Origin of the sequence: Romboutsia ilealis (assembly GCF_900015215.1) — a bacterium.
Classification (GTDB): Bacteria; Bacillota; Clostridia; order Peptostreptococcales; family Peptostreptococcaceae; genus Romboutsia; species Romboutsia ilealis.
This window is the reverse complement of sequence record NZ_LN555523.1, coordinates 45,031-68,668: the sequence shown is the minus strand read 5'-3', so window position 1 is coordinate 68,668 and position 23,638 is coordinate 45,031. Positions and strand designations below refer to the sequence as shown.

Below are 23,638 nucleotides of genomic sequence, written 5' to 3'. Positions count from 1 at the left end.
TTATCTACTCTCCTTTGCTCTAGCAACTACAGTGTCTATATTTCCTGCATTTATAAATGCTGACTCTGGTAAATTATCATGCTTTCCTTCTAATATTTCTTTGAAACTTCTTATAGTTTCTTTTAATGGTACATATGTACCAGGTATTCCTGTAAATACCTCAGCAACATGGAATGGTTGCCCTAGGAATCTTTGTATTCTTCTAGCACGAGCAACTATTAATTTATCTTCGTCAGATAATTCATCCATACCAAGGATTGCTATTATATCTTGAAGTTCATTGTATCTTTGTAGTATAGATTGAACTCCTCTAGCTACTTCATAATGTTCTTTACCTACTATTTGTGGGTCTAGAACTCTTGAACTAGATTCTAATGGGTCAACCGCTGGGAATATCCCTAGAGATGCTATTTGTCTAGATAAAACTGTCTTAGCATCTAAGTGGTTGAATGTTGTAGCTGGTGCCGGGTCAGTTAAGTCATCGGCAGGAACGTATACAGCTTGAACAGATGTTATAGATCCACTCTTTGTAGATGTTATTCTTTCTTGTAGTCTACCCATCTCTGTAGCTAACGTTGGTTGGTATCCAACTGCTGATGGTGTACGTCCAAGAAGTGTTGAAACCTCAGATCCAGCTTGAGTAAATCTGAATATATTATCAACGAATAATAATACGTCTTGGTTTTCTTTATCTCTAAAGTGTTCTGCCATTGTAAGACCTGTTAACGCAACTCTCATTCTTGCTCCAGGTGGCTCATTCATTTGTCCGAATACTAGAGCAGTTTTCTTTATAACTCCAGAATCAGTCATTTCCTCATAAAGGTCATTACCTTCTCTTGTTCTTTCTCCAACTCCAGCGAATACTGATAATCCACCGTGTTGAGAAGCTATATTTGTTATAAGTTCTTGTATAAGAACTGTTTTACCAACTCCAGCTCCTCCGAATAGACCTATTTTACCACCTTTTAAATATGGCGCTAATAAGTCAACTACTTTTATACCTGTTTCTAGTATCTCAGCAGTTGGTTGTAATTCTTCAAATTCTGGTGCTGGTCTATGTATAGGCATTTGTGGTGCATCAGTTGGTGCTGGTTTCCCATCAACTGGTTGACCTAATACATTGAATATTCTTCCTAACGTTGCATCTCCAACAGGAACAGTTATTGGTGCCCCTGTATCAACAACTTCCATTCCTCTTACAAGTCCATCTGTTGAACTCATTGATATACATCTAACAGTATCGCCACCAACATGTTGTGCAACTTCTGCTACTATTTCTTTATCGCCTTGCTTTATCACTAATGCATTTAATAGATTAGGTAAGCTTTTTTCACTATCAAACTTAACGTCTAATACTGGTCCGATAACCTGAACTATTTTACCTATGTTTGCCATGTCCTAACCTCCCTATTATTCAGCCGCTGCTGCGCCTCCAACTATTTCAGATATCTCTTGAGTAACCGCAGCTTGTCTAGCTCTATTGTATACTAATTCTAATTTCGATATCATTTCATTAGCATTATCTGTAGCTGATTCCATAGCAGTTCTTCTTGCAGCTTGTTCTGATGCAAAAGATTCTGCTATCGCTCCATATACACTTCCCGATACATACTTAGGTAATACATACCCAAGTACTGCATCAGCTGAAGGTAAATATTGAACTGCAGCTTTGCCTTTTTTAACTTCTTTTTCAGTCTTTGTATTATCTATTGTAACTGGTAATAATTTTACTATCTTAGGTTCTTGTGATAAGGCAGATATAAACTCTGTATAAACAAGGTTAACCTCATCAACATCTCCATTTTTATAAGCTTCCATAGCAGCTTGAGCCACTCTATTTGCATCTTCATAAACACATTTCTCTACAGATTCTATATAATCTATAACTTCATAGCCTCTTTTACTTAAAGACTCTTTAGCTTTTTTACCTACAGGTATAACTTTTCCTGTACCTAATTTATTATGAGCAATCACCGCTTTTAAAATATTAGAGTTATAACCTCCAGCTAGCCCTCTATCACCGGCTACTACTATATAACATACGTTATTAACTTTTCTTTCTTTTAGAAATACATTTTTACTATTGCTCGTATTTTTAGCTATATCTTGAACGGTGTTGTATAAAGTATTAAAGTATGGTCTTGAACTTTCAGCTCTTTCTTTAGCTTTTCTAAATTTAGATGAAGATACAAGTTCCATAGCCTTAGTTATTTGTTTAGTACTCTCAACACTTTTAATACGAGTTTTGATTTCCTTCATTCCAGCTCCTGCCACTGTGTTTACCTCCTTTTTTTAAAAGGATTACGCTTCTATAACAAACTTTTTCTTAAATTCTTTTATAGCGTTAGTTAATTCTTGAGTGAAATCTCCATTTTCAAGAATTTTCTTTCCTATTTCTGGATAATTCATATTTATAAATTGGAATAATTCAGTTTCAAATCTTGCTATATTATTAACTGGTATATCAGATAATAAATCATTTGTAACTGCATGTATTATCATAACTTGGTTTTCAACTTTTAATGGTTGATGTTCACCTTGCTTTAATACCTCAACTATTCTTTCCCCTTGTGCAAGTCTCTTCTTAGTATCTTCGTCTAAGTCAGATCCAAATTGAGAGAACGCAGCAAGTTCTTTGTATTGAGAATAAAGAAGCTTTAATGGTCCTGCAACTTTTTTCATTGATTTTATTTGAGCAGAACCTCCAACCCTTGATACTGATATACCAGGGTCAACTGCTGGTCTTATACCTGCATAGAATAACTCTGGAGTTAAGTATATTTGTCCATCTGTTATAGATATAACGTTAGTTGGTATATACGCAGAAACGTCTCCAGCTTGAGTTTCTATTATAGGTAACGCAGTTATAGAACCACCACCTAATTCATCTGATAACTTAGCAGCTCTTTCTAGTAATCTTGAGTGTAAGTAGAATACGTCCCCAGGATAAGCTTCACGTCCTGGTGGTCTCTTAAGTAATAATGACATTTCTCTGTATGCAACTGCATGCTTAGTTAAGTCATCATATACTATTAATACGTGTTTTCCTTCAAACATAAATTCTTCACCCATTGCAACTCCAGCATATGGTGCTATGAATTGAAGTGGTGCAGATTCAGAAGCACTAGCAGATACTACTATTGTATAGTCCATAGCTCCACCTTTTTCTAAAGTGTTTACTAATTGAGCTACTGTAGAACGCTTTTGTCCTATTGCAACATATATACATATAACATCTTTACCTTTTTGGTTAAGTATTGTATCTATACATATAGATGTTTTACCTGTTTGTCTATCCCCTATTACAAGCTCTCTTTGACCTTTACCTATTGGTATCATGGCATCTATAGCTTTTATTCCTGTTTCAAGTGGTTGATGAACAGATTTTCTAGCCATTATTCCTGTAGCTTCAGATTCAACTGGTCTTGTTTTATTTGTATTTATAGGTCCTTTTCCATCTATTGGTTGACCTAATGCATTTACAACTCTTCCTATTAAGGCATCTCCAACTGGAACAGAAACTACATTTCCAGTTCTTTTAACTACATCGCCTTCTTTTATACCTTGGTCATCACCAAGCATAACTGCCCCAACCATATCTTCTTCAAGGTTAAGAGCCATTCCGTAAACTTCTCCTGGGAATTCTAAAAGTTCTCCAGCCATAGCATTTTCTAGTCCGTAAACACTAGCTATACCATCTCCAACTTTTAAAACACTTCCTGTATCTGTTAATTCAACTTTATTTTCATAATTTTTTATTTGTTCTTTTATTATTGAACTTATTTCTTCAGGTCTTAAATTCATGGGTTCACCGCCATTCTAAGATATTACTTGAGATAATTGGTTTTTCATTTTAGATAAACGAGTTCTAACAGTTCCATCTATCTCTTCATTTCCAAGTTTAACTAAAACTCCTCCTAATATAGTTTCATCAACTATATTATTTAAAGTAACATTTTTATTATATTTTATAGAAAGATTCTTCTCTAAATCTTTGATTTCTTTTTCAGTTAACTTAACTGCAGTTATTGCAGTTCCTTCTAATATATTATTCTTCTCATTCAATAAGCTTTTATATGATTCTTTCATATACTCTATAGTCGACATTCTGTCTTTATCTATAACTACTTTTAAGAAATTATTCATACTATCACTTAATTGATTTTTGAATATATTTTGCATTACATTTTTCTTATCTTCTCTACCAATTAAAGGTGATTTTAAGAAATTATATAAATCTTTATTTTCATTAAGTATGTCTACTAATTCACTTAATTCTTGATATAGTTCACTAGTAGTTTGAGTTTCTTCCCCAACTTCAAATAAAGCCTGTGCATATCTATCTGCTATTATATTTATCATTTAGATTCGCCCACCTCTTTTATAAAGTTATCTATTAACTCTTTATGTTTGTTAGAATCTATATCTTTTTCAATAACTTTAGATGCAGCTAAAAGTGCTATGTTAGAGATTTCATTCTTTATTTCATTCATAACTTTTTGTCTTTCTTGTTCTACATCTTTGCTAGCCTTTTCTTTTAATTGGTTTGCTTCTTGTTTAGCAGTAACTATTATTTCATTTTCTTTTTGCTCTGCTCTTAAAGTTGCTTGCTTAATTATTTCTTGGCCTTGCTCTTTTGCTGAGTTTAATTTTTCTTCATATTCTGATTTTAAAGATAAACCTTCTTTTTTAGCTCTTTCTCCTTGCGCTAAATTCTCTCTTATATCTTTTTCTCTAGCTTCTATTATCCCTAATACTGGTTTAAATAATAGCTTCTTTAAAAGGAAAAACACTAAGAAAGTATTTACAAGTTGAAATACAAATTCATATGTTATACCTATTAGCGGCTTAAATTCCATATGTATCCTCCTTTCCACTAATAACCATTTATAATTAGGAGATGGTCTTACCATCTCCTAATTGCGAAAAATTTTAAAATTCTTCTATAAAATTATATTATATCCATGGGTTAGCGAATAAAAGGATTATAGCTATAACTAGTCCATATATACCAGTTGATTCTGCTACTGCTGCTCCAAGTAACATTGTTTGAGTTATATCCCCTTTTGCTTCTGGTTGGTTCCCAACTGCTTCTGCTGCTTTACCTGCTGCAAAACCTTGACCTATACCTGCTCCTATACCTGTTATAACTGCAAGACCTGCTCCTATAGCTGAACCTGCTGCTATTATTGCTGTATTCATATCCATTTTTCTTTTCCTCCTCGAATTTTTAAATTTTTATTTATTTTATTTTAGATTAATTACTTATTCTTCTGCTGCATTTCCAACAAACACCATTGTTAACATTATAAATATGAATGCTTGTAGTAATCCTGCAAATAAATCAAAGTATAAATGTAATGGCACTGGTATAACTAATTGACCTAGTGGTATTGAAATACCTGGTATCAATGTTGATAACCATCCTAAAAATTGATATAGTAATGCCATTATAACTGCTCCACCTAGTATATTCCCGAATGGACGGAAACTTAATGATATAGGTTTCGCTACCTCTCCTATTATGTTTAATGGTAATAAAAAAGGTATTGGTTCCATTAATCCCTTAAAATACTTAAGTCCATGGAACTTAACTCCAGCGTAGTAAATCATACAGAATGTTATCATTGCCCACGCTAATGTAGTATCTAAATCTGTAGTTGGAGATCTAAATCCTAATAATCCTATTAAGTTAGAACACGCAAAGAATAAAAACAAACTTCCTATGTATGGTACAATATTAGGCATTCTTTTTACTGTTTTCTCACCCATAGTATTCTTAACCATTTTATCAAGACCACCTATTGCAAACTCTAAGAATATTTGAACTTTACTTGTGGGTACCTTTTTCAGATTTCTAGTTAGTAAAAATGATATTATAGCTAAAGCTGCAATTATTATCCAACTCACTACAACAGTTTCACTTAACTTGAAGTTTCCAAAAAACCAAACCCATTTTGCTTGACTCATTCTTATGCCTCCTTTCTTTTCACTTTTTCTATTAATAGTTTTTGTGTTAAAATAACAAATTTAGTAGATAGTAATCCTATCGCAGTTCCAATTATATTCAAGTGAGGCGCTTTAGCAGATACAAATAAAACTACTGCCATTATTGCCATTCTAATCAAATATTGACTAGATGAATATATTTGAGCTTTTGTCGATGGCATAGATACAGTTTTATTTATTGTTATTGCTAACAACTTAAGATTAAGTACTGCTATTAATGTTCCAAATACCAAACCTAATACCATCTGTTTGTTAAGGTTAAAAGTTATCGCTAAACCTAACAATATTAACAAATCATATACTACAATTCCCTTTGTTAATTTTTTAATTTCTTCATATAGTTTATTGTCCATAACTTCACTTCCTTTTTGTATATGCAATTAAAGTCTTATATACTCCCATAAATGCTCCCCCTATACCTAATAACATAAATATTAATGTTAATATCGGAGATGTATTTAACTTAGAATCCAAAAACTTTCCTATAAATGTACAACCTAATATACAAATTAATACCATAAGCCCAAGCTGCGTTATTAAAGAAAGCATATTAGCAATTTCCATATATGTTCTTTTATTATTCATCGACTAGTATATCCTCTCTAAAAGAGTATAATTTTATGTAATAAAAATCATGTTTTATAAATTTTATATTTAAATTAAAGCTTTGTTTTAACTTTATCTCATTCTATCATACTTTTATATTTTTTGAAACTATTTTATTATTTTTGATTCAATTTGAATTTTTATGAAATACTTTCATATAAATGCTCGATTTTTATGGTAATTCGAGCATTTTTTATTCTTATTAAGTAAATCACAAAAACACTTTAAAAAACATTTATAATTTTTAATATTTATGGCTATTTCTTAATCATATTTAAATTTATATTCTTATATTTCTTTTTTATAACTGCTTTTTTTAACTTAAAATTATATATAATACACTTAACTTAAATTATTAATTAAGTATATTGTATTTATATTTAATCTATTATATTAATTCTTAAATCTTTACTTTTAACATTCAGTTTCAATCAATATTATAATTTGTAAAAATTATAATTTTACTCTGTTTGATTTATAGCTAATTAAATAGAAATATATTTTATTAATTACACCTTTATATAAATTTACAACACAATAATTACATAAAAAAAGAATCTATACATATAGATTCTTTTTTTATTATTAAATTCCTTTTTTTATATAAAAATTATTTCGTTCCGTATAATCTATCTCCTGCATCTCCTAATCCTGGTACTATATATCCATGATCATTTAACTTTTCATCTATAGCAGCTACATATATATCTACATCTGGATGATATTTTTGAACCTCTGCTATACCTTCTGGAGCTGCAACTAAATTAACTAACTTTATAGAATTTGCCCCTCTTGATTTTAGCACATCTATTGCTGCAACTGCTGAACCACCTGTAGCAAGCATTGGGTCAACTATTATCATTTCTCTTTCTTCAATATCTTGAGGAAGTTTGCAGTAATATTCTACTGGCTTTAACGTTTCTGGATCTCTATATAGTCCAACATGTCCAACTTTAGCTGCTGGTGTTAAACTTACTAATCCATCTACCATACCTAAACCTGCTCTTAATATAGGTACTATTCCTAACTTTTTACCTGCTATAACCTTAGATTTTGTTTTTATTACTGGTGTTTCTATTTCTATTTCTTCTAATTGTACATTTCTAGTTATTTCGTATCCCATTAGCATACTTATTTCTGTTAAAAGTTCTCTAAAATCTTTTGATCCTGTGTTTTTATCTCTCATTAATGTTAATTTATGTTGTATTAATGGATGATCTGTTACTATTACTTTGCTCATTAGTTATGCCTCCTACTTATTGTATCTTTCTTCTATTTCTTTTATCATATTAACTCTTTTTGAGTGTCTATCTCCTTCAAACTCTGTATTTATCCATGCATCTACAATCTCTAAAGCTAATCCTCTTCCTAATACTCTTTCTCCTAAAGATAGCATATTGGCATCATTGTGAGCCTTAGACATCTTTGCTGAAAATACATCAGACACAACAGCACATCTTATACCTGGAACTTTATTAGCAGCTAAAGATATCCCTATTCCTGTTCCACAGCACACTATTCCATAGTCTACTTTTTTAGATATAACAGCATTTGCAACTTTTTCACCAAATATAGGATAATCAACTGACTCTAGAGAATTATCTGGTCCATAGTCTACACATTCGATCCCTTTTTCTTTCAGATGTTTTATTATTTCTGATTTTAAATTATATCCTCCGTGGTCACTAGCTAATCCTATTTTCATATGTACAATACCTCCAACTATATTTACATTGTTTATATTATAAAATATATCTTACACTATTATACATTATTTGTTCATGTTTTTATAGATATATTTCTAAGCTTTTATAGTTTTATATCCTGCTGATTTTAAAAGTCTATTCATTATAGCTTGTCCTAATCCGCTTGTTGGAAATTCTTCTGAATATACTATATCTACTTTCATTTTATCCATTTGTCTTAACGCATCAAATAAATTACTTGCTACTTCTTCTAAACTATTCCCTAAAGATAAAACTTCACCTTTATAATTATGTTTATTTTTTTCTAAACACATTACCCCTGTTTTTAAACCATCCTCTTTATTTTTTTCTACAAGAGAATTTATTTTATCTATAACATCACGTTCATCCCCTGATACAATATATACATCTGCATCTGGTGAGTAATGTGTATATTTCATACCTGGTGCTTTAGCTTTGTCATTATCTTCTTTCTTAGCTAAAGAAGGGTCTATTAAAACCTCACCTATTACTTTTTCCAAATCTTCTTTAGTTATACTCCCAGGTCTTAATATCATAGGAGTTTCTGTTGTTACATCTATTACTGTTGACTCTAAACCAAAATTACTATCTCCACCCAAAACTATCCCACTAACTCTTCCATTCATTTCTTCATAAACATGGTCTGCTTTAGTAGGAGAAGGTCTTCCCGAAATATTTGCAGATGGAGCAGCTATAGGAACACCTGCTTGTTTTATTATCTCTCTAGCAATTAAATGAGATGGCATTCTTATAGCTACTGTTTCTAGTCCACCACTTGTTTTATATGGAACTATATCCTTTTTATTTAATATAATAGTTATAGGTCCTGGCCAGAAATGTTTCATTATAATTTCAGCCTTCTCATTTATACCCTTTGCTAGATTATATACTTCGTCTTTATTATATATATGTACTATAAGTGGATTATCACTAGGTCTTCCTTTAGCTTCATATATCTTTTTTACAGCATTTTCATCTAGAGCATTTGCTCCCAATCCATATACAGTTTCTGTAGGAAATATTACTGTTTTTCCTTCTTTTAATAATTCTGCTTGTTTCTTTAGCTCATTTTCATCTATATTATTTATATCTATTTTACTTATTATAGTATTCATCTTTAGTATACCTGCTTTCATCTCATTTTTAGATGTAATATACAATTATTGTCCCAATTAAAAAACCTATTATACAATATAAACTTCTTGACTTTGGAAATATCTCTTCTAACACAACATACATCATTGTACCTGCCGCTAATGCAAGAAATACTCCTATCAATGAATGAAATGTACCCCCGAAATAGGCTCCTATAAAACTTCCTATTCCCATTGGTATTCCTGCTATTATTGTAAATAAAATAACCTTAGATATTTTCATTTTAGTTCCGACTAAACTTAATGCCATTGCTAACCCTTCTGGAATATTGTGTATGCCTATTACTATTGCAAGTGTCATACCTAATGTTTCAGTAGACATAAAAGATGAGCCTATAGCTAATCCCTCTGGTAAATTATGTAGCAATATACTTATAAATATAAGGTACCCTGTCTTCATTTCTTTAGACATATCTAGTTTTGTTTTTAAAAACATAGTTAATAATACGCCTACAAATGTAAATATTACAGTAGATAATACGCCCATTTCATTCATAGACTCTTTCATCAAGTCAAATACAACTACAGCAAGCATTATTCCCCCGGATAGGCCCATAAAGAAATCTAGATATCTGTTAATATTTCTTTTAAATAGTGCAGATATAATTCCACCAAGACCTGTACCAATAACGCCAGCAAGTAATCCTATTATAGTTATTCTAAGTATCATATTCTACCCCCTTGTATTGTATATAACATTATATACTTTACATGGAGATAACATTACCAAAGTTATTATAGAAAATTTAATCTACTTAAACTATATTTATCTAATCTTTTAAAACCTTAATTTTCTTACTAAAAAATAAATTACTGATATTAATTAAAATTATTTAAAGCATCAAAATAATTTAAGTTGCTCAAAAAAATCCCTAGATTAATAGGGATTTATATTGATGCCATTTTTTCAGTTTGATCTACCGTTATTAGAGCATCTATCATTTCATCGATATCTCCATCTAAGAATGAATCTAACTTATATAATGTTAAGTTTATTCTGTGGTCACTTACTCTTCCTTGAGGGAAGTTGTAAGTTCTTATTCTTTCAGATCTATCTCCTGTACCAACCTGACTCTTTCTTTCCGCTGCTATATCTTTATTTTGCTCAGCTATAGCTTTATCATTTAATCTAGCTACTAATATTTTTAGTGCTTGTTCTTTATTCTTTAACTGAGATTTACCATCTTGACAAGAAACTACTTCTCCTGTTGGTATATGAGTTATCCTTACCGCAGAGTCAGTAGTATTTACACTTTGTCCACCATTTCCTGAAGAACGGAATACATCTATTCTTAAATCGTTTGGATTTATGTTTACCTCTACCGTTTCAACTTCTGGTAAAACTGCAACTGTAGCAGTTGATGTATGAATTCTTCCTCCTGATTCAGTAGAAGGTATTCTTTGAACTCTATGAACTCCTGATTCATACTTAAGTCTTGAGTATGCACCTTTACCCTTTATTAAGAATGATACTTCTTTATATCCACCGACACCAGTATCACTTGCACTTAATAATTCCATTTTCCATCTTCTTCTCTCTGCATATCTAGAGTACATTCTAAATAAATCACCTGCAAATAGAGCTGCTTCATCTCCACCTGCTCCACCTCTTATCTCAACGATAACGTTCTTATCATCATTAGGGTCTTTAGGTAATAATAATATCTTAAGCTCTGCTTCTAATGGCTCAACCATGTCTTCCATCTCTGATAATTCCATTTTAGCTAACTCTCTTAATTCTTCATCCGATTCTTCTTGTAATATTTCCTTTGAATCTGCTATGCTTTGTAATACATTTGTATATTCTCTATACTTCATTACTATTGGCTCTAAATCTGAATGTTCTTTCATGTATTTTTGCCAAGTTTTTTGATCATTTATTACTTCTGGATCACTTATTTTTTCTGTTAACTCTTTATATTTATCTTCTAGTACTTCTAACTTTTTTAGCATATTTTCACCTCTTTATTTGTCAATATCAATTCTTTGATTATATCATAGTTTAAAACCTATAACAACTCTATCAATGCCTTGTATATCCTTCTTTTTGTATATTTTAGTATATCCATAAGACTTCATTATTTCCGATACATCTTCAGCTTGATCATGTCCAACTTCATATGCCAGTATACCACCTTGCTTTAAATAGTCTATGGATTCTTTAGTTATTTGTCTATAAAAATCAAGTCCATCTTCTCCACCTTCAAGAGCATTGTATGGTTCATAATCCTTTACTTGTGTATGAAGAGTCTCTATATCTTTTTTAGGTATATACGGTGGATTAGACACTATTACATCAAATTGTATTTCTTTATCTTTTATTGCACTAAATACATCTGACTTAACAAACTCAATTTTATTATCTACATCATTATTTATAGCATTTATTTTTCCTACTTGTAGAGGTATCTCTGATATATCAAAAGACATTACTTTTGAATTTGTTATATATTTAGCCAAACTTACAGTAATAGCTCCAGATCCAGTACCGATATCAAGTATATCAACTTCTTCATTTTTATCTTTACAAAGATCTATTATTTCTTCAACTAATGTTTCAGTGTCAGGTCTAGGAATTAAAACACCTTCCTTAACAAAAAAGTCTAATCCCATAAATTCTCTATTACCTACTATGTATGCAACTGGTCTTCCATTAATTCTATCATTTATATATTCTATAAATTCATCATATTGTTCTGTTGTAAGTTCTTTATTTAAATTTAAATGTATATAAATTCTATCAACTCCTCCAAGAGCCTTTTGTAAAAATAATTCTACATCCAGCCTTGGAGTATCGCTTATCTTCTCTAACTCTTGAGAGTATTTAATGATTATATCTCTTATTGTCATATTATCTCCTTTATTTTTCATTTATTACAGCTTTTAAAGCAGTTAATGCAACCTCTAATTGTTCATCATCTGGCTCTTTTGTTGTAAATTTTTGTAACATCATACCAGGGTATGCGACAATTTTAGTAAATTTATTATTATATTTCCCAAGAAATTTTATTATTTCATAAGATATACCTGCAACTATTGGAATAAATAGTATTCTCATAATGACTCTAACTAATGGGTTAGGCCATCCGAAGAAAGAAAATAATATTATTGACGTAAACATAACTATAAATAAAAAGTTTGTTCCACATCTAGGATGAAGTGTCGTAAATTTTTTAGCATTCTCTATTGTTAATTCTAATCCACTTTCATAACAATGTATTGATTTATGTTCAGCTCCATGATATTGGAACACTCTTTTAATATCACTATTTTGAGATATTATAACTATGTATGCAAATAAGATACTTAGTCTAATTATTCCCTCTATTAGATTAAGTATTAACTTATTATCAATTATTTTTGAAAATATACCCCCAACTGTTGTTGGTATAAGTATAAAAATACCTACAGAAAATAATAGAGATAGTAGTAAAGATATACCTATTATTGCATCATTAGCTTTATCTTTAAATATCTTTTTTATAAATCTATCAAAAGCATCTTCTTCTCCATCTTCAATAAAAAACTCAGATGAAAAATTCAAACTTTTTACTCCTTCTATCATAGTTTCTAGTAATATAAATGAACCTCTTAAAAAGGGTATTTTATTTATCTTTGTTTCATTTATCCAACTTTTAATATTATTCTTTTTCAAAACTATTTTTCCATCGCTTTTTCTTACTGCAATAGCCCTTTGATCTTTAGATTGCATCATTACACCTTCTATAACAGCTTGGCCTCCCACAGATATGTCGCTCATTTACCCACCTCTTTAAATAAAAATTTAATTTATATTATATATCTATACTTTTATTATAATACAAAAAATCCTTTTAAAGTAAAACTTTAAAAGGATTTATCAATAAACTTATTTATCTTCATGATATACTACATGACACTTTCTGCATCTAGCTTCGTAACTTTCCACTGCTCCTACAAGTATTATAGGATCATTGTATCTTGCAGGCTTACTATTTATTAATCTTTGAGATCTTGTAGCAGGTTGTCCACAAACTGAACAAATAGCTTGTATCTTATCAACAAATTCAGATACAGCTAAAAGCCTTGGAGTTGGTCCAAAAGGCTCTCCTTTAAAATCCATATCAAGTCCAGCTGTAATAACCCTTATTCCTTGATCTGCCAAATCTATAGCTACATCAACTATATTATCATCAAAGAATTGAACTTCATCAATACCTACCACTTGAGTTTTTTCATCTATATAATCATATATTTGATTAGAATTACTTATAGGTATAGCTTCTATACTATCTCCACTATGAGAAACAACATTTTCTTTGCTATATCTATCATCTATTTGAGGTTTAAATACAACTATGTTTTGTTTTGCTATTTTAGCTCTTTTTAATCTTCTTATTAGTTCTTCACTTTTACCGCTATACATAGGACCTATTATAGTTTCTATATATCCGTGATTTACTGGTCTATACATGCCTAGTACCCCCCTATGAATTAATTGTCATATATTTGTGATGTATTACTACATATAAGTTCAGTAATTAAACAAAAGAAGAGTTGGTTTCCCAACTCCTCTTTTTATGAAGACTAGTCCATTTTGAATCTTTTCTTGAACTTGTCTATTCTTCCACCAGCTTCTATATTCTTTTGCTTTCCAGTATAGAAAGGATGGCATTCAGAACATATTTCAACTTTTATTTCATCCTTAACAGAACCTGCTTTGAATGTGTTTCCACAAGCACAACGTACTTCTATAGCTTCGTATTTTGGTTGTATATCTTTTTGCATTCTATTCACCTCTTTCGTTATTCTATAAATTAAATATATTAATTTTTCGTTTTGCAATATCAACTACACCATTATAGCATAAGTTTTTTATGCATTCAAGGAGTTTTTATATTACTTAAAGACCTTTTATTGATTTTATAAATTCATCATTATTTTTAGTTTTCTTAAGTAATTCAATCACTTTATCAGTAACCTCTAAAACTGAATTATTACTCATTTCTCTTCTTAATTTCCATAACGCAGTCTTTTCTTCTTCAGTAAGTAATAAATCCTCTCTTCTTGTTCCTGATTTGTATATATCTACAGCTGGGAATATTCTCTTTTCAGCTAATTTTCTATCTAAATTTAATTCCATATTCCCTGTACCCTTGAATTCCTCGAATATTACATCATCCATTCTTGATCCAGTTTCAACTAATGCAGTTGCAAGTATTGTAAGAGATCCACCTTGTCTTATGTTTCTTGCTGCACCAAAGAACTTTTTAGGTCCATGTAAAGCCCCCGGATCTAAACCTCCCGATAAAGTTCTACCTGTTGGAGATATCGTAAGGTTATAAGCTCTTGCAAGTCTTGTAATACTATCTAAAAGTATTACAACATCTTTACCATGCTCAACTAATCTTTGAGCTCTATTTAAAACCATTTCAGCAACCTTAACATGGTGACTTGATACTTGATCAAAAGTAGAGTATATAACATCTCCATTTATAGATTCTCTCATATCTGTAACCTCTTCAGGTCTTTCATCAATAAGAAGAACTATTAATTCAACATTGGGATGATTTTTAGCTATACTATTTGCAACATTTTTTAGTAAGCTAGTCTTACCAGCCTTAGGAGGAGCTACTATTAATCCTCTTTGACCTTTCCCTATAGGTGATATTAAGTCTATAAGTCTTGTAGCTATGTCACTTTGGCTTCTTTCTAATGTTAATCTTTCTTCTGGATATATAGGAGTTAATAACTCAAATGCTTTTCTTTGTATTGCAGTTTCTGGGTTCTCATCATTTATTTTTTGAACATATAAAAGAGCTCTAAACTTCTCTCCTGTTTTAGGATGTCTAGTTATCCCCTTTACCTTATCCCCAGTCTTCATATTAAATCTTCTTATTTGAGATGGTGACACATATACATCCCCTTCTGTTGATAAATAATTCGATCCCCTTAAAAATCCAAATCCATCTGGTAATATTTCTAAAACGCCCATTACTTCATCATCTTTTGACGTATTGAATTCATCTACTATTTTAGATTCTTCAACAACCTTAGGTGTATAGTATCCTTTATTATCTCTTACATTTACATACTCTGTATTTGATGATTTATTTTCATTTCTTTGATATCTATTTTCTGTATTTCTATCCGTATTTCTCTTTTCATAAGGCCTTACATAACTTTTATTTTCTACGTTCTCATTTTTCTCTATTTTCTTTTCTTGTACTGTATTTGTTTTTATTTCAATAGACTCTTCTTTTTTTATATTTTCATTTATAAGTTCAATTAATTCATTCTTTTTATATTTACTCACAGATTTTATACCTATTTCTTTAGCTATATCTCTAAGTTGAGTTAATGTTTTACTACCTAATTCATCTAATGCTATTTGATCTAAATTCAAAAAAATCCTCCTCATCTATCATATAAATATGTATCTTTATCTTTTTTGGAAATCAAAGGTGTGAAAAAGAAAAGTTTAATTAATAATTAATTTTAATAATATCATCATTAATATGTGTGGTCAATAAATAAACTAAATATATAACCTAATTATCTATTATATATTTTATACTATTTAAAAAAATTTTAAACTATCATATACTAATTTTCGAAATATATAAAAAATTCACTTCGCTTGAGCAACGTGTCGGCGAAACACTTCATGTCGCCAACGACTTCGTCCGTTGCTTGAGCCACTGCGTGGGCGAAGTATTTCAAAATCTTTTTACGCTCAAAACCAATTTGTTGATATTACTTACATTCAGAATTTATCCACATTTTTTTAAGTATTATAATATCCTTAAGCGTAAAAAAATATATATACTATTTTTTATTTCTACAATATTATTTATATAAATCTCATAATAACTTTTTACTTTTTATAATCAATATAGGAGCTAATCCCCAATCAGAAATAGCTCCTTGTTTTAAATTTATTCTATACTATATTTTTTCATTAAATCAACTAATATATCATTTTTATCTAAACTATGAATAGCATCAACAAATCTTATAGTTCCTGTTTTTGCTCTCATTACTACTGATTGAGTTTTCGCTCTGTTACCTCCAATATGCTTTACTCCACTTAATAAATCACCTTCTGTTATACCAGTTGCAGCAAAGAATAAATTATCTCCTTTTGCTAAGTCATCAATAGTTAATACTTTTTCTAATTCCTCATCTGTAAACCCTAATTCATAACATCTATTTACTTCTTGTTCACTTAATGGATATATTTGAGCTTGCATATCTCCACCCATACATTTTATAGCAGCTGCTGTTATTACACCTTCTGGGCCTCCACCAATACCCATCATCATGTCTATTCCTGTTTCATCAAAACAAGTTGCTATTGCAGTAGCTACATCTCCATCTCCAAACATTTGAATCCTTGTTCCTAATTTCCTAGCTGCATCAATTATATAATTATGTCTTTCTCTATCTTGAACTGCTATTGTCATTTGATTTGTCTTTTTTCCTAATGCTTTAGACACAGCAATTATATTTTCTTCAGCTGTTTTATTTAAGTCAATAGCACCCTTAGCTCCTGGTCCTACTACTATTTTTTTCATATATGTATCTGGAGCATTTAATAAACTCCCCTTAGACCCTATTGCTATTACAGATATAACATTCGGTAGACCTTTCGCTATTAAAGTTGTCCCATCTAATGGATCAACAGCTATATCAACCTCAATACTATCACTAGCGCTCTTACCTACTTTCTCGCCAATATATAACATTGGAGCTTCATCAAGTTCACCTTCTCCTATAACTACTTCTCCACTTATATTTACTGACTCAAAAGCCCTTCTCATTGCTTCTACTGCTGCTCCATCAGCTCCATTTTTATCGCCTTTCCCCATAAATTTTGACGACGCTAAAGCTGCAGCTTCAGTTACCCTAACAAGTTCTAGTGCTAAATTTCTATCCATAATATCCATCTCCTCCGTTAGTGTTATCAATGAAAATTATATACCATATATCTTAATTAGTAAACGTTTATATATTTTTTTATTAATTAGTATACTATATTTAAAATTATCAGATACATTACTTATAGTTCTGCTATATACATGTTATAAAAATTTTATTTCAACTAAACTAATACTTAAATACAATTGTGTTTTATCATAAATTAAATATATTTTTTAACATACAAAAGGACTATATCCATATGGATATAGTCCTAATTCTTTATAACATAGATGCTATTACACTTAATAAAGCCGTCATACTAGAAACTACTAAAGTTATTACTATAAATAGTGCTATCATTTTATTTCTTTTCTTTTGTTTTTGCATCTTACTACTCATATTATCACTCCGTTATTATTCAATTTCAGTTATTTTCTTATCAAATCTTACACACACTTCTTTTAAATATTGTATAAAATCATCTTTTAAATCTGGTCTTTTTAATGCAAAGTCTACTGTAGCCTTTAAGAACCCAAGCTTGTCTCCAACATCATATCTTACTCCATCAAAATCATAAGCATACATTGCTTCTTTTTTTGATAACATTCTTAATGCATCTGTAAGTTGAACCTCTCCATTTTTACCTGGAGGCAACGTTTCTAGCACATCAAATATTTCAGGAGTTATTATATACCTACCTAAAATAGCTATATTTGATGGAGCCTTACCTTGTTCTGGCTTTTCAACTAAATCTTTTACTTTATATACTTTATCTTCTATATATTTTGCACCTATTATACCATATTTATTTGTGTCCTTAGCATCAACTGTTTGAACACCTAATATTGTAGTTCTATATTCTTCATATGCATTCATAAGCTGTTTTAAACAAGGTACTTCATTATCAACTATATCGTCACCTAACATCACAGCAAATGGCTCATCCCCTATAAAATGTCTAGCACAGTATATAGCGTCTCCTAAGCCTCTAGGTTCTTTTTGTCTTATATAATGTATATTTATCATATTAGATATATTTTGAACTATTTCTAATAATTCCTTTTTCCCTTTATTCTCTAATTCTAACTCTAATTCTACAGATTTATCAAAGTGATCTTCTATAGATTTTTTATTTCTTCCTGTTATTATAAGTATTTCTTCTATGCCTGAAGCAACAGCTTCTTCTATTATATATTGTAATGTTGGTTTATCAACTATCGGTAACATTTCCTTAGGTTGTGCCTTAGTTGCAGGCAAAAATCTAGTTCCTAATCCTGCTGCAGGTATAACTGCTTTTCTTACTTTTTTTTGCATTGTTAGTCCCCTCTTAATTCTGTATTATTTTAATTAAAATACATTATATGTATCTTCATTCTCTTATTAATAAATAAAGTCCTGATGCTAGAACTTTATTTATATTTTAGCATCAAGACTTTATATTGTCATTTAAATTATTTTCCCACTAGCTGATCCAGTTCTTTAACTAAAGAATCAAACTTATTTATAGTATCTTCTATAGGCTTTGTACTTGTTAAATTAACTCCTGCATCTTTTAAAACCTGAATTGGATAATCAGATCCTCCTTTTTTAAGGAAGTTTATATAATTATCAGATCCATTCTTTAATATATCTTCAGCAAAACTTACTCCTGCACTACAACCTGTAGCATATTTATAAACATAAAAGCTATTATAAAAATGCGGTATTCTTGACCAACCAACTTTAGCTAATTGATCTAGTTCATAATCTTTACCATAATATTTTGTTAGTAATTGTCCCCATATATCATCTAAAACTAATGCATTTATACTCTTATTATTTTCAACTAATTCATGTATTGTTTTCTCAAATTCTGCATACATAGTTTGAACATATAAAGTATCTTTTATTAAATCTAAATATTGAGTTATATAATATGATTTTTGTTGATCATTTTCTGCATTTTTTATAAGCATCTCATATAGTAAAGCTTCATTAGTAGTTGATGCTACTTCGTGAGTAAATATAGATGGATTTGAGTTAAAATAATTTTGATTTTTAGAACTCATATATTCATATACTGCATGTCCTAATTCATGAGCTAATGTTGATACTGACCCTAATGAATTATTGTAGTTAAGCAATACATAAGGATGGTTTCCATATATAGATAAACAGTATGCTCCACTCACTTTATTATCATTAGCAAAAGCATCTATCCACTTTTCATTAAATGCTTTATAAATTACATCTCCATATTCTTTGCCTAAAGGAGATAACGCTGCATATATTATTCCTTGAGCTTTATCATAAGTTAGATTATCATCAACAACTTCTACCATTGGTGTAAACATATCATAATAATATACTTTATCTAAGTTTAATACTTTTTTTCTTAAACTTACATATTTATGAAGACTTCCTAGATTGTCATTTACAGTATCAATTAATTTATTATAAACTTTCTCATCTATATCATCACTTTTTAAATACATATCTAAAGATGATTTATATCCTCTTTCAGAAGAATAAAATACATTCTTTTTAACTTGACCTATAAGTAATCCTGAGAGTGTGTTTATATTATCATTATAAGCAATAAACTCATTTTGATATGCACTTTTTCTCTCATTTCTATCTGAACTTTCTAAAGCTGTTTTATACTCGGCTGAATTAAAATTTGTTTTTTTGTCCATATTTTTAAATAATTCATAAACTTGTCCTGGCAAAGAGGATATAGATGATGTATTAGAAAGTAATCGTTCTGAATTTTCATCTAAATAATAATCTTTAGATCTTCTAATCTCTTTTAAGTACATACCATAATTTTTATTTAGTTTTTTATCATCCATAAATTTATTATATTCTTTATCTGATAGTTTAAGTATTTCTAACTCTAAATTCGAACATATATTAGAGTATTCTTTATATACTCTATTTATTTTTTCTTTCATATCAATGTACTTATACGAATTTTTATTAATATCTTGATTTAACTTTACATACCCATAAAGTTTATCTAATCTTATGTCTAATTTCTCTTTTATATCTAATGCAAAAGATAAATGAGTTTTAGATTTAGTTACTTTACCCACATAATTTTTTAGTTCTCTAGTATCAGAAGTAAATTTCTTCAATTCATTATTCCATTCATCTTCACTTTTATATAAATTTTGAAGATTCCAACTAGTTTGGCTATAGTCAATTTTAGATTTATTATCAATTTTATCATTCTCTTCTTCATTATTAACCATAGCTTCAATAACTTCTGTCTTATTATACCTATTATTAGCTTTTTGTAATAATATTACTGCAAATAAAATAAATATACACAATGGTATAATTAATTTAACCAATTTTTTATTCATAAGAAGCCATCCTTTCAATAGAATATACTTACTTATTAGGATGGCTTTTTTAGGCAATAATATTCAATTTCTATCTTTATAAAATTAATAATACTTATTAATTTATCCACATACTTATCAACATATTAACAGACATATTATTTACAAAAATCTAGATTTTTCAATATATTTATTTTTATAATTTTTATATCATATTTATTTTATTTATATATTATCAACATTAATTATAGACTTATCAACATATTTAATCTATTTTTAAATATTTTTTGTTGATAAGTCTATATTTTTTCTAGAATTATATTTTTATATAAAATTTCATATTTTGTGTATTTTTGTCGAACTTTGTAATTGCAAGCCCTTAGCTTAATTAACCTATAAATAATTATTTATCCACATATTATTCACAATTTATTCACATATTGTTGATAACATTAATTTAATTACTACATACCTTTGTAACTAATACTGTCATATCATCCTCAACTACTCCATCTTGTATCTCAAGTGCCCTATCTAGTATTAGATTTGCAATTTCTTTAGGGTTAGTTGTCTTAATATTTTGTAAGAAATATATAAGCCAGTTATCTCCTAAGTTATTATTTTTACCTGCATCAAGTATCCCATCTGATACCATTATTATATAATCACCATAGTTAACCTTAGTTTTCTTTCTATCTAATTTTATATCTGAAAGTATTCCAACTGGAAGTGATGATGATGATATTAGGTCTATATCTTTATCATTTCGCTTTACATAAGTAGAACATGCTCCCATTTTAATAGTTTCTAAAGTTCCTTTCTTTAGATCTATTATTCCTAAATCTAAAGTTGAAAACATCTCTTCATCAGAAGATTTCAGTAACAACATATTATTTATGGTATTTATAACTATTTCATCATCTATTTTTGCATCAATCATTTTTTCTAAGATATCTATAGTTATATAAGATTCTTCATAAGCCTTTTTACCTTTGCCCATCCCATCACTTATAGCAACCATATATTTACCATCGCTTATATCCATATATGTATAATTATCACCACATAATATATGTCCATCTCTAGACATACCTGCAACTTCTGTTATAGCTTTATATTTTTGAGATTTAGTAAAGCTTATTTTACATTTTCCACCTAACGAATGACACCCTATCTTTTGCGCTGAAACATTTTCTTCTACTATATCTGAAAGTACCCTAATTAATTTATTTTCACACATACATCCATCACTACACGTATTCTTATCTATAGTTATTTCAAAATCATCTAAACCTTTACTAATATAACTAACTCTATTAACTGGTATTCCATATCTTTGTAATTGATCATAAATATTTTTTTCTTTTTCTAAATCTAAAACGATATTCTCTTCTAAATCCTTCGATAATGATTCTATTGATCTTGATATACTTTTTATTTGATTGGCTATCAATTTTCTACTTTCCGAAAACCTTAAACTCCAATTATAATCTACTAAAAATAATTTATAATAATAATTTGCTATCTTTACAATCTCTTCAGGCTTTAAGCATTCTTTTCTAAACGTCTCACTAATACTTTCAATAGTAACTTGTCCATTGTCTTCAAGCTCTTCTAAAACCTGACTCATTAGCATATATGTATGAGAAAAGTTTAAATCCCAACATCGTCTTCTCATGCTACAGTTTCTACATTCATCATTGTGTATCATATCAATGATGTTTGCTATATCCCTTGTATCTATAACCTTATCTCTTTCTCTAATTTTATCAAATGTATCTGCTAACTCATCATAAGCTTTGTACATATTAATCAGTTTACTATTAGTCATATCTTTGCTTCTTCTTATATAATCATAAACTACGTCATTTGATTCTATATTTAATTTTAATACTTTTTCTAATTTATTAAATATTTTATTAGGTAATAAAATTACTATCAAACTAGCTATTAACATATCTCTAATTTGATATATATTAGATTCAATTCCTGATGTGTAAGCATATACCATTGTCCAACTTAGTACATATCCTAATATCGTAAAATATTTTCCTAACTTATTTAATGTCCCGCCAACTAATCCAGCCACAGAATATATTCCCATATAAATCGCCGAAGATATATTATTAATTAAGAAGGCTATACCTACAACAGCTCCAGTGCTAGATCCCATCGTTGCACCACCAATTATACATATAACTAGTATTAATACCGTCGCTAAAACTGTTTGTATAGATACGCCTAATATCTCTATATTACCAATACCTATTATACTAAATATAACTATAAAACTTAGAGCTATAGATTCTTCAATCCTTACAGATATTCTATTATTTATATTCGTTATGAGATTTATTCCAAATGAAAATATATAAATAGAAATAAATGTAATAATTGCTTCCATTGAGCATAATAATATATCATATAAATATTTACTAGACAGTATAACTTGTCCTAATGATATAGGAAAAATTATAAATGCTCCAATAAATGATAATTTTAAATATGAATTAATATCTTTTATTTTATTACTTATAATAATAAATATAGTTAAGCAAATAATATATTTTAATATATAAGGAGTAGCATTCCCAGATAATATTACCCCCATTAGCGTAGATATGAATATCGGTATTCTATATCTTTCTACCTTACTTATACCTAGAAAAAATGCTATACCTAAAGGCGCTATAGAACCGATTAAAATAGATCTACTTAATAAAAAACCTATCAAACTGAATATTATTACATTAGAATCAATATAATTTAATAAATTTATATTGATTTTTTCCGAATTAATATTATTACTTGATATACTCATTGAACTCTTGTCCATAAAAAATCCCCCCTCTTTTGCTTCTTATAAAGAGATTGTAGCAAAGTAGGTAGGATTTATTTTGTCATAATCAGTTTT

At 29.2% G+C, this 23,638-nt stretch carries 23 protein-coding genes; all 23 read right to left on the bottom strand.

The annotated features are described in order from the left end of the window. Window positions 1-1,395 carry a F0F1 ATP synthase subunit beta gene (gene atpD / locus CRIB_RS00340; protein ID WP_180702617.1) on the bottom strand — a complete coding sequence of 465 codons (1,395 nt, stop codon included), beginning with the start codon at window positions 1,393-1,395 and terminating at the stop codon, window positions 1-3. A gap of 15 nt (window positions 1,396-1,410) precedes the next feature. Then, window positions 1,411-2,274: an ATP synthase F1 subunit gamma gene (gene atpG, locus CRIB_RS00335; RefSeq protein WP_180702616.1), complete on the bottom strand. Its 864-nt coding sequence runs from the start codon at window positions 2,272-2,274 to the stop codon at window positions 1,411-1,413. 27 nt (window positions 2,275-2,301) lie between these two features. Continuing rightward, window positions 2,302-3,804, bottom strand: coding sequence for a F0F1 ATP synthase subunit alpha (atpA, locus tag CRIB_RS00330; protein ID WP_180702615.1), 1,503 nt, complete (start codon window positions 3,802-3,804; stop codon window positions 2,302-2,304). Between the two features lie 15 nt (window positions 3,805-3,819). Continuing rightward, on the bottom strand, window positions 3,820-4,362 hold the full coding sequence (locus tag CRIB_RS00325) for a F0F1 ATP synthase subunit delta (RefSeq protein WP_180702614.1): 543 nt from the start codon (window positions 4,360-4,362) through the stop codon (window positions 3,820-3,822). Beyond that, the gene (gene atpF / locus CRIB_RS00320) at window positions 4,359-4,859 is read right to left on the bottom strand and encodes a F0F1 ATP synthase subunit B (RefSeq protein ID WP_180702613.1); all 501 of its coding nucleotides are present in this window, start codon (window positions 4,857-4,859) and stop codon (window positions 4,359-4,361) included. Before atpF ends, CRIB_RS00325 begins: the two co-directional genes overlap by 4 nt. 97 nt (window positions 4,860-4,956) lie before the next feature. Next, the gene (gene atpE, locus CRIB_RS00315; RefSeq protein ID WP_180703618.1) at window positions 4,957-5,202 is read right to left on the bottom strand and encodes an ATP synthase F0 subunit C; all 246 of its coding nucleotides are present in this window, start codon (window positions 5,200-5,202) and stop codon (window positions 4,957-4,959) included. Between the two features lie 63 nt (window positions 5,203-5,265). Next, window positions 5,266-5,970 (bottom strand): F0F1 ATP synthase subunit A, encoded by a 705-nt coding sequence (gene atpB / locus CRIB_RS00310; RefSeq protein ID WP_180702612.1) that lies wholly within the window; start codon window positions 5,968-5,970, stop codon window positions 5,266-5,268. A gap of 2 nt (window positions 5,971-5,972) precedes the next feature. Continuing rightward, on the bottom strand, window positions 5,973-6,362 hold the full coding sequence (locus tag CRIB_RS00305; RefSeq protein ID WP_180702611.1) for an ATP synthase subunit I: 390 nt from the start codon (window positions 6,360-6,362) through the stop codon (window positions 5,973-5,975). Between the two features lie 4 nt (window positions 6,363-6,366). Continuing rightward, entirely contained in the window at window positions 6,367-6,594 is a 228-nt protein-coding gene (locus tag CRIB_RS00300; RefSeq protein WP_180702610.1) for an AtpZ/AtpI family protein, read from the bottom strand. A gap of 631 nt (window positions 6,595-7,225) precedes the next feature. Continuing rightward, a complete protein-coding gene (upp, locus tag CRIB_RS00295) occupies window positions 7,226-7,855 on the bottom strand; it encodes a uracil phosphoribosyltransferase (RefSeq protein ID WP_180702609.1) in 630 nt (209 codons plus the stop codon). A 12-nt stretch (window positions 7,856-7,867) separates the two neighbouring features. Then, a complete protein-coding gene (gene rpiB / locus CRIB_RS00290; RefSeq protein WP_180702608.1) occupies window positions 7,868-8,320 on the bottom strand; it encodes a ribose 5-phosphate isomerase B in 453 nt (150 codons plus the stop codon). 96 nt (window positions 8,321-8,416) lie between these two features. Further along, a complete protein-coding gene (locus tag CRIB_RS00285; RefSeq protein ID WP_180702607.1) occupies window positions 8,417-9,457 on the bottom strand; it encodes an L-threonylcarbamoyladenylate synthase in 1,041 nt (346 codons plus the stop codon). A 28-nt stretch (window positions 9,458-9,485) separates the two neighbouring features. Beyond that, window positions 9,486-10,166: a ZIP family metal transporter gene (locus CRIB_RS00280; protein WP_180702606.1), complete on the bottom strand. Its 681-nt coding sequence runs from the start codon at window positions 10,164-10,166 to the stop codon at window positions 9,486-9,488. 218 nt (window positions 10,167-10,384) lie between these two features. Beyond that, window positions 10,385-11,449: a peptide chain release factor 1 gene (gene prfA, locus CRIB_RS00275; protein WP_180702605.1), complete on the bottom strand. Its 1,065-nt coding sequence runs from the start codon at window positions 11,447-11,449 to the stop codon at window positions 10,385-10,387. Window positions 11,450-11,491: 42 nt separating this feature from the next. Then, complete coding sequence (gene prmC, locus CRIB_RS00270) at window positions 11,492-12,346, bottom strand: peptide chain release factor N(5)-glutamine methyltransferase (protein ID WP_180702604.1); 855 nt, start codon at window positions 12,344-12,346, stop codon at window positions 11,492-11,494. A 10-nt stretch (window positions 12,347-12,356) separates the two neighbouring features. Then, the gene (locus tag CRIB_RS00265; RefSeq protein WP_180702603.1) at window positions 12,357-13,256 is read right to left on the bottom strand and encodes a DUF1385 domain-containing protein; all 900 of its coding nucleotides are present in this window, start codon (window positions 13,254-13,256) and stop codon (window positions 12,357-12,359) included. A 108-nt stretch (window positions 13,257-13,364) separates the two neighbouring features. After that, complete coding sequence (locus CRIB_RS00260) at window positions 13,365-13,949, bottom strand: thymidine kinase (protein ID WP_180702602.1); 585 nt, start codon at window positions 13,947-13,949, stop codon at window positions 13,365-13,367. 113 nt (window positions 13,950-14,062) lie between these two features. Next, window positions 14,063-14,263, bottom strand: a complete 201-nt coding sequence (rpmE, locus tag CRIB_RS00255) for a 50S ribosomal protein L31 (RefSeq protein WP_071118960.1) — start codon at window positions 14,261-14,263, stop codon at window positions 14,063-14,065. Between the two features lie 115 nt (window positions 14,264-14,378). After that, window positions 14,379-15,896 carry a transcription termination factor Rho gene (rho, locus tag CRIB_RS00250; RefSeq protein WP_180702601.1) on the bottom strand — a complete coding sequence of 506 codons (1,518 nt, stop codon included), beginning with the start codon at window positions 15,894-15,896 and terminating at the stop codon, window positions 14,379-14,381. A gap of 517 nt (window positions 15,897-16,413) precedes the next feature. Beyond that, window positions 16,414-17,415, bottom strand: a complete 1,002-nt coding sequence (glpX, locus tag CRIB_RS00245) for a class II fructose-bisphosphatase (protein WP_180702600.1) — start codon at window positions 17,413-17,415, stop codon at window positions 16,414-16,416. Window positions 17,416-17,812: 397 nt separating this feature from the next. After that, on the bottom strand, window positions 17,813-18,712 hold the full coding sequence (galU, locus tag CRIB_RS00240) for a UTP--glucose-1-phosphate uridylyltransferase GalU (protein ID WP_180702599.1): 900 nt from the start codon (window positions 18,710-18,712) through the stop codon (window positions 17,813-17,815). Window positions 18,713-18,849: 137 nt separating this feature from the next. After that, a complete protein-coding gene (gene pepF / locus CRIB_RS00235) occupies window positions 18,850-20,745 on the bottom strand; it encodes an oligoendopeptidase F (protein WP_180702598.1) in 1,896 nt (631 codons plus the stop codon). Window positions 20,746-21,181: 436 nt separating this feature from the next. After that, window positions 21,182-23,560, bottom strand: a complete 2,379-nt coding sequence (gene spoIIE, locus CRIB_RS00230) for a stage II sporulation protein E (RefSeq protein WP_180702597.1) — start codon at window positions 23,558-23,560, stop codon at window positions 21,182-21,184. Window positions 23,561-23,638: the final 78 nt, after the last annotated feature.

Bases quoted from the DNA above. Each gene is read 5' to 3' on its own strand.
- atpD (WP_180702617.1), bottom strand. From the start codon at position 1,395: ATGGCAAACATAGGTAAAATAGTTCAGGTTATCGGACCAGTATTAGAC.
- atpA (WP_180702615.1), bottom strand. From the start codon at position 3,804: ATGAATTTAAGACCTGAAGAAATAAGTTCAATAATAAAAGAACAAATA.
- CRIB_RS00325 (WP_180702614.1), bottom strand. From the start codon at position 4,362: ATGATAAATATAATAGCAGATAGATATGCACAGGCTTTATTTGAAGTT.
- atpF (WP_180702613.1), bottom strand. From the start codon at position 4,859: ATGGAATTTAAGCCGCTAATAGGTATAACATATGAATTTGTATTTCAA.
- atpE (WP_180703618.1), bottom strand. From the start codon at position 5,202: ATGAATACAGCAATAATAGCAGCAGGTTCAGCTATAGGAGCAGGTCTT.
- atpB (WP_180702612.1), bottom strand. From the start codon at position 5,970: ATGAGTCAAGCAAAATGGGTTTGGTTTTTTGGAAACTTCAAGTTAAGT.
- CRIB_RS00305 (WP_180702611.1), bottom strand. From the start codon at position 6,362: ATGGACAATAAACTATATGAAGAAATTAAAAAATTAACAAAGGGAATT.
- CRIB_RS00300 (WP_180702610.1), bottom strand. From the start codon at position 6,594: ATGAATAATAAAAGAACATATATGGAAATTGCTAATATGCTTTCTTTA.
- upp (WP_180702609.1), bottom strand. From the start codon at position 7,855: ATGAGCAAAGTAATAGTAACAGATCATCCATTAATACAACATAAATTA.
- rpiB (WP_180702608.1), bottom strand. From the start codon at position 8,320: ATGAAAATAGGATTAGCTAGTGACCACGGAGGATATAATTTAAAATCA.
- CRIB_RS00285 (WP_180702607.1), bottom strand. From the start codon at position 9,457: ATGAATACTATAATAAGTAAAATAGATATAAATAATATAGATGAAAAT.
- CRIB_RS00280 (WP_180702606.1), bottom strand. From the start codon at position 10,166: ATGATACTTAGAATAACTATAATAGGATTACTTGCTGGCGTTATTGGT.
- prfA (WP_180702605.1), bottom strand. From the start codon at position 11,449: ATGCTAAAAAAGTTAGAAGTACTAGAAGATAAATATAAAGAGTTAACA.
- prmC (WP_180702604.1), bottom strand. From the start codon at position 12,346: ATGACAATAAGAGATATAATCATTAAATACTCTCAAGAGTTAGAGAAG.
- CRIB_RS00265 (WP_180702603.1), bottom strand. From the start codon at position 13,256: ATGAGCGACATATCTGTGGGAGGCCAAGCTGTTATAGAAGGTGTAATG.
- CRIB_RS00260 (WP_180702602.1), bottom strand. From the start codon at position 13,949: ATGTATAGACCAGTAAATCACGGATATATAGAAACTATAATAGGTCCT.
- rpmE (WP_071118960.1), bottom strand. From the start codon at position 14,263: ATGCAAAAAGATATACAACCAAAATACGAAGCTATAGAAGTACGTTGT.
- rho (WP_180702601.1), bottom strand. From the start codon at position 15,896: ATGAGGAGGATTTTTTTGAATTTAGATCAAATAGCATTAGATGAATTA.
- glpX (WP_180702600.1), bottom strand. From the start codon at position 17,415: ATGGATAGAAATTTAGCACTAGAACTTGTTAGGGTAACTGAAGCTGCA.
- galU (WP_180702599.1), bottom strand. From the start codon at position 18,712: ATGCAAAAAAAAGTAAGAAAAGCAGTTATACCTGCAGCAGGATTAGGA.
- pepF (WP_180702598.1), bottom strand. From the start codon at position 20,745: ATGAATAAAAAATTGGTTAAATTAATTATACCATTGTGTATATTTATT.
- spoIIE (WP_180702597.1), bottom strand. From the start codon at position 23,560: ATGGACAAGAGTTCAATGAGTATATCAAGTAATAATATTAATTCGGAA.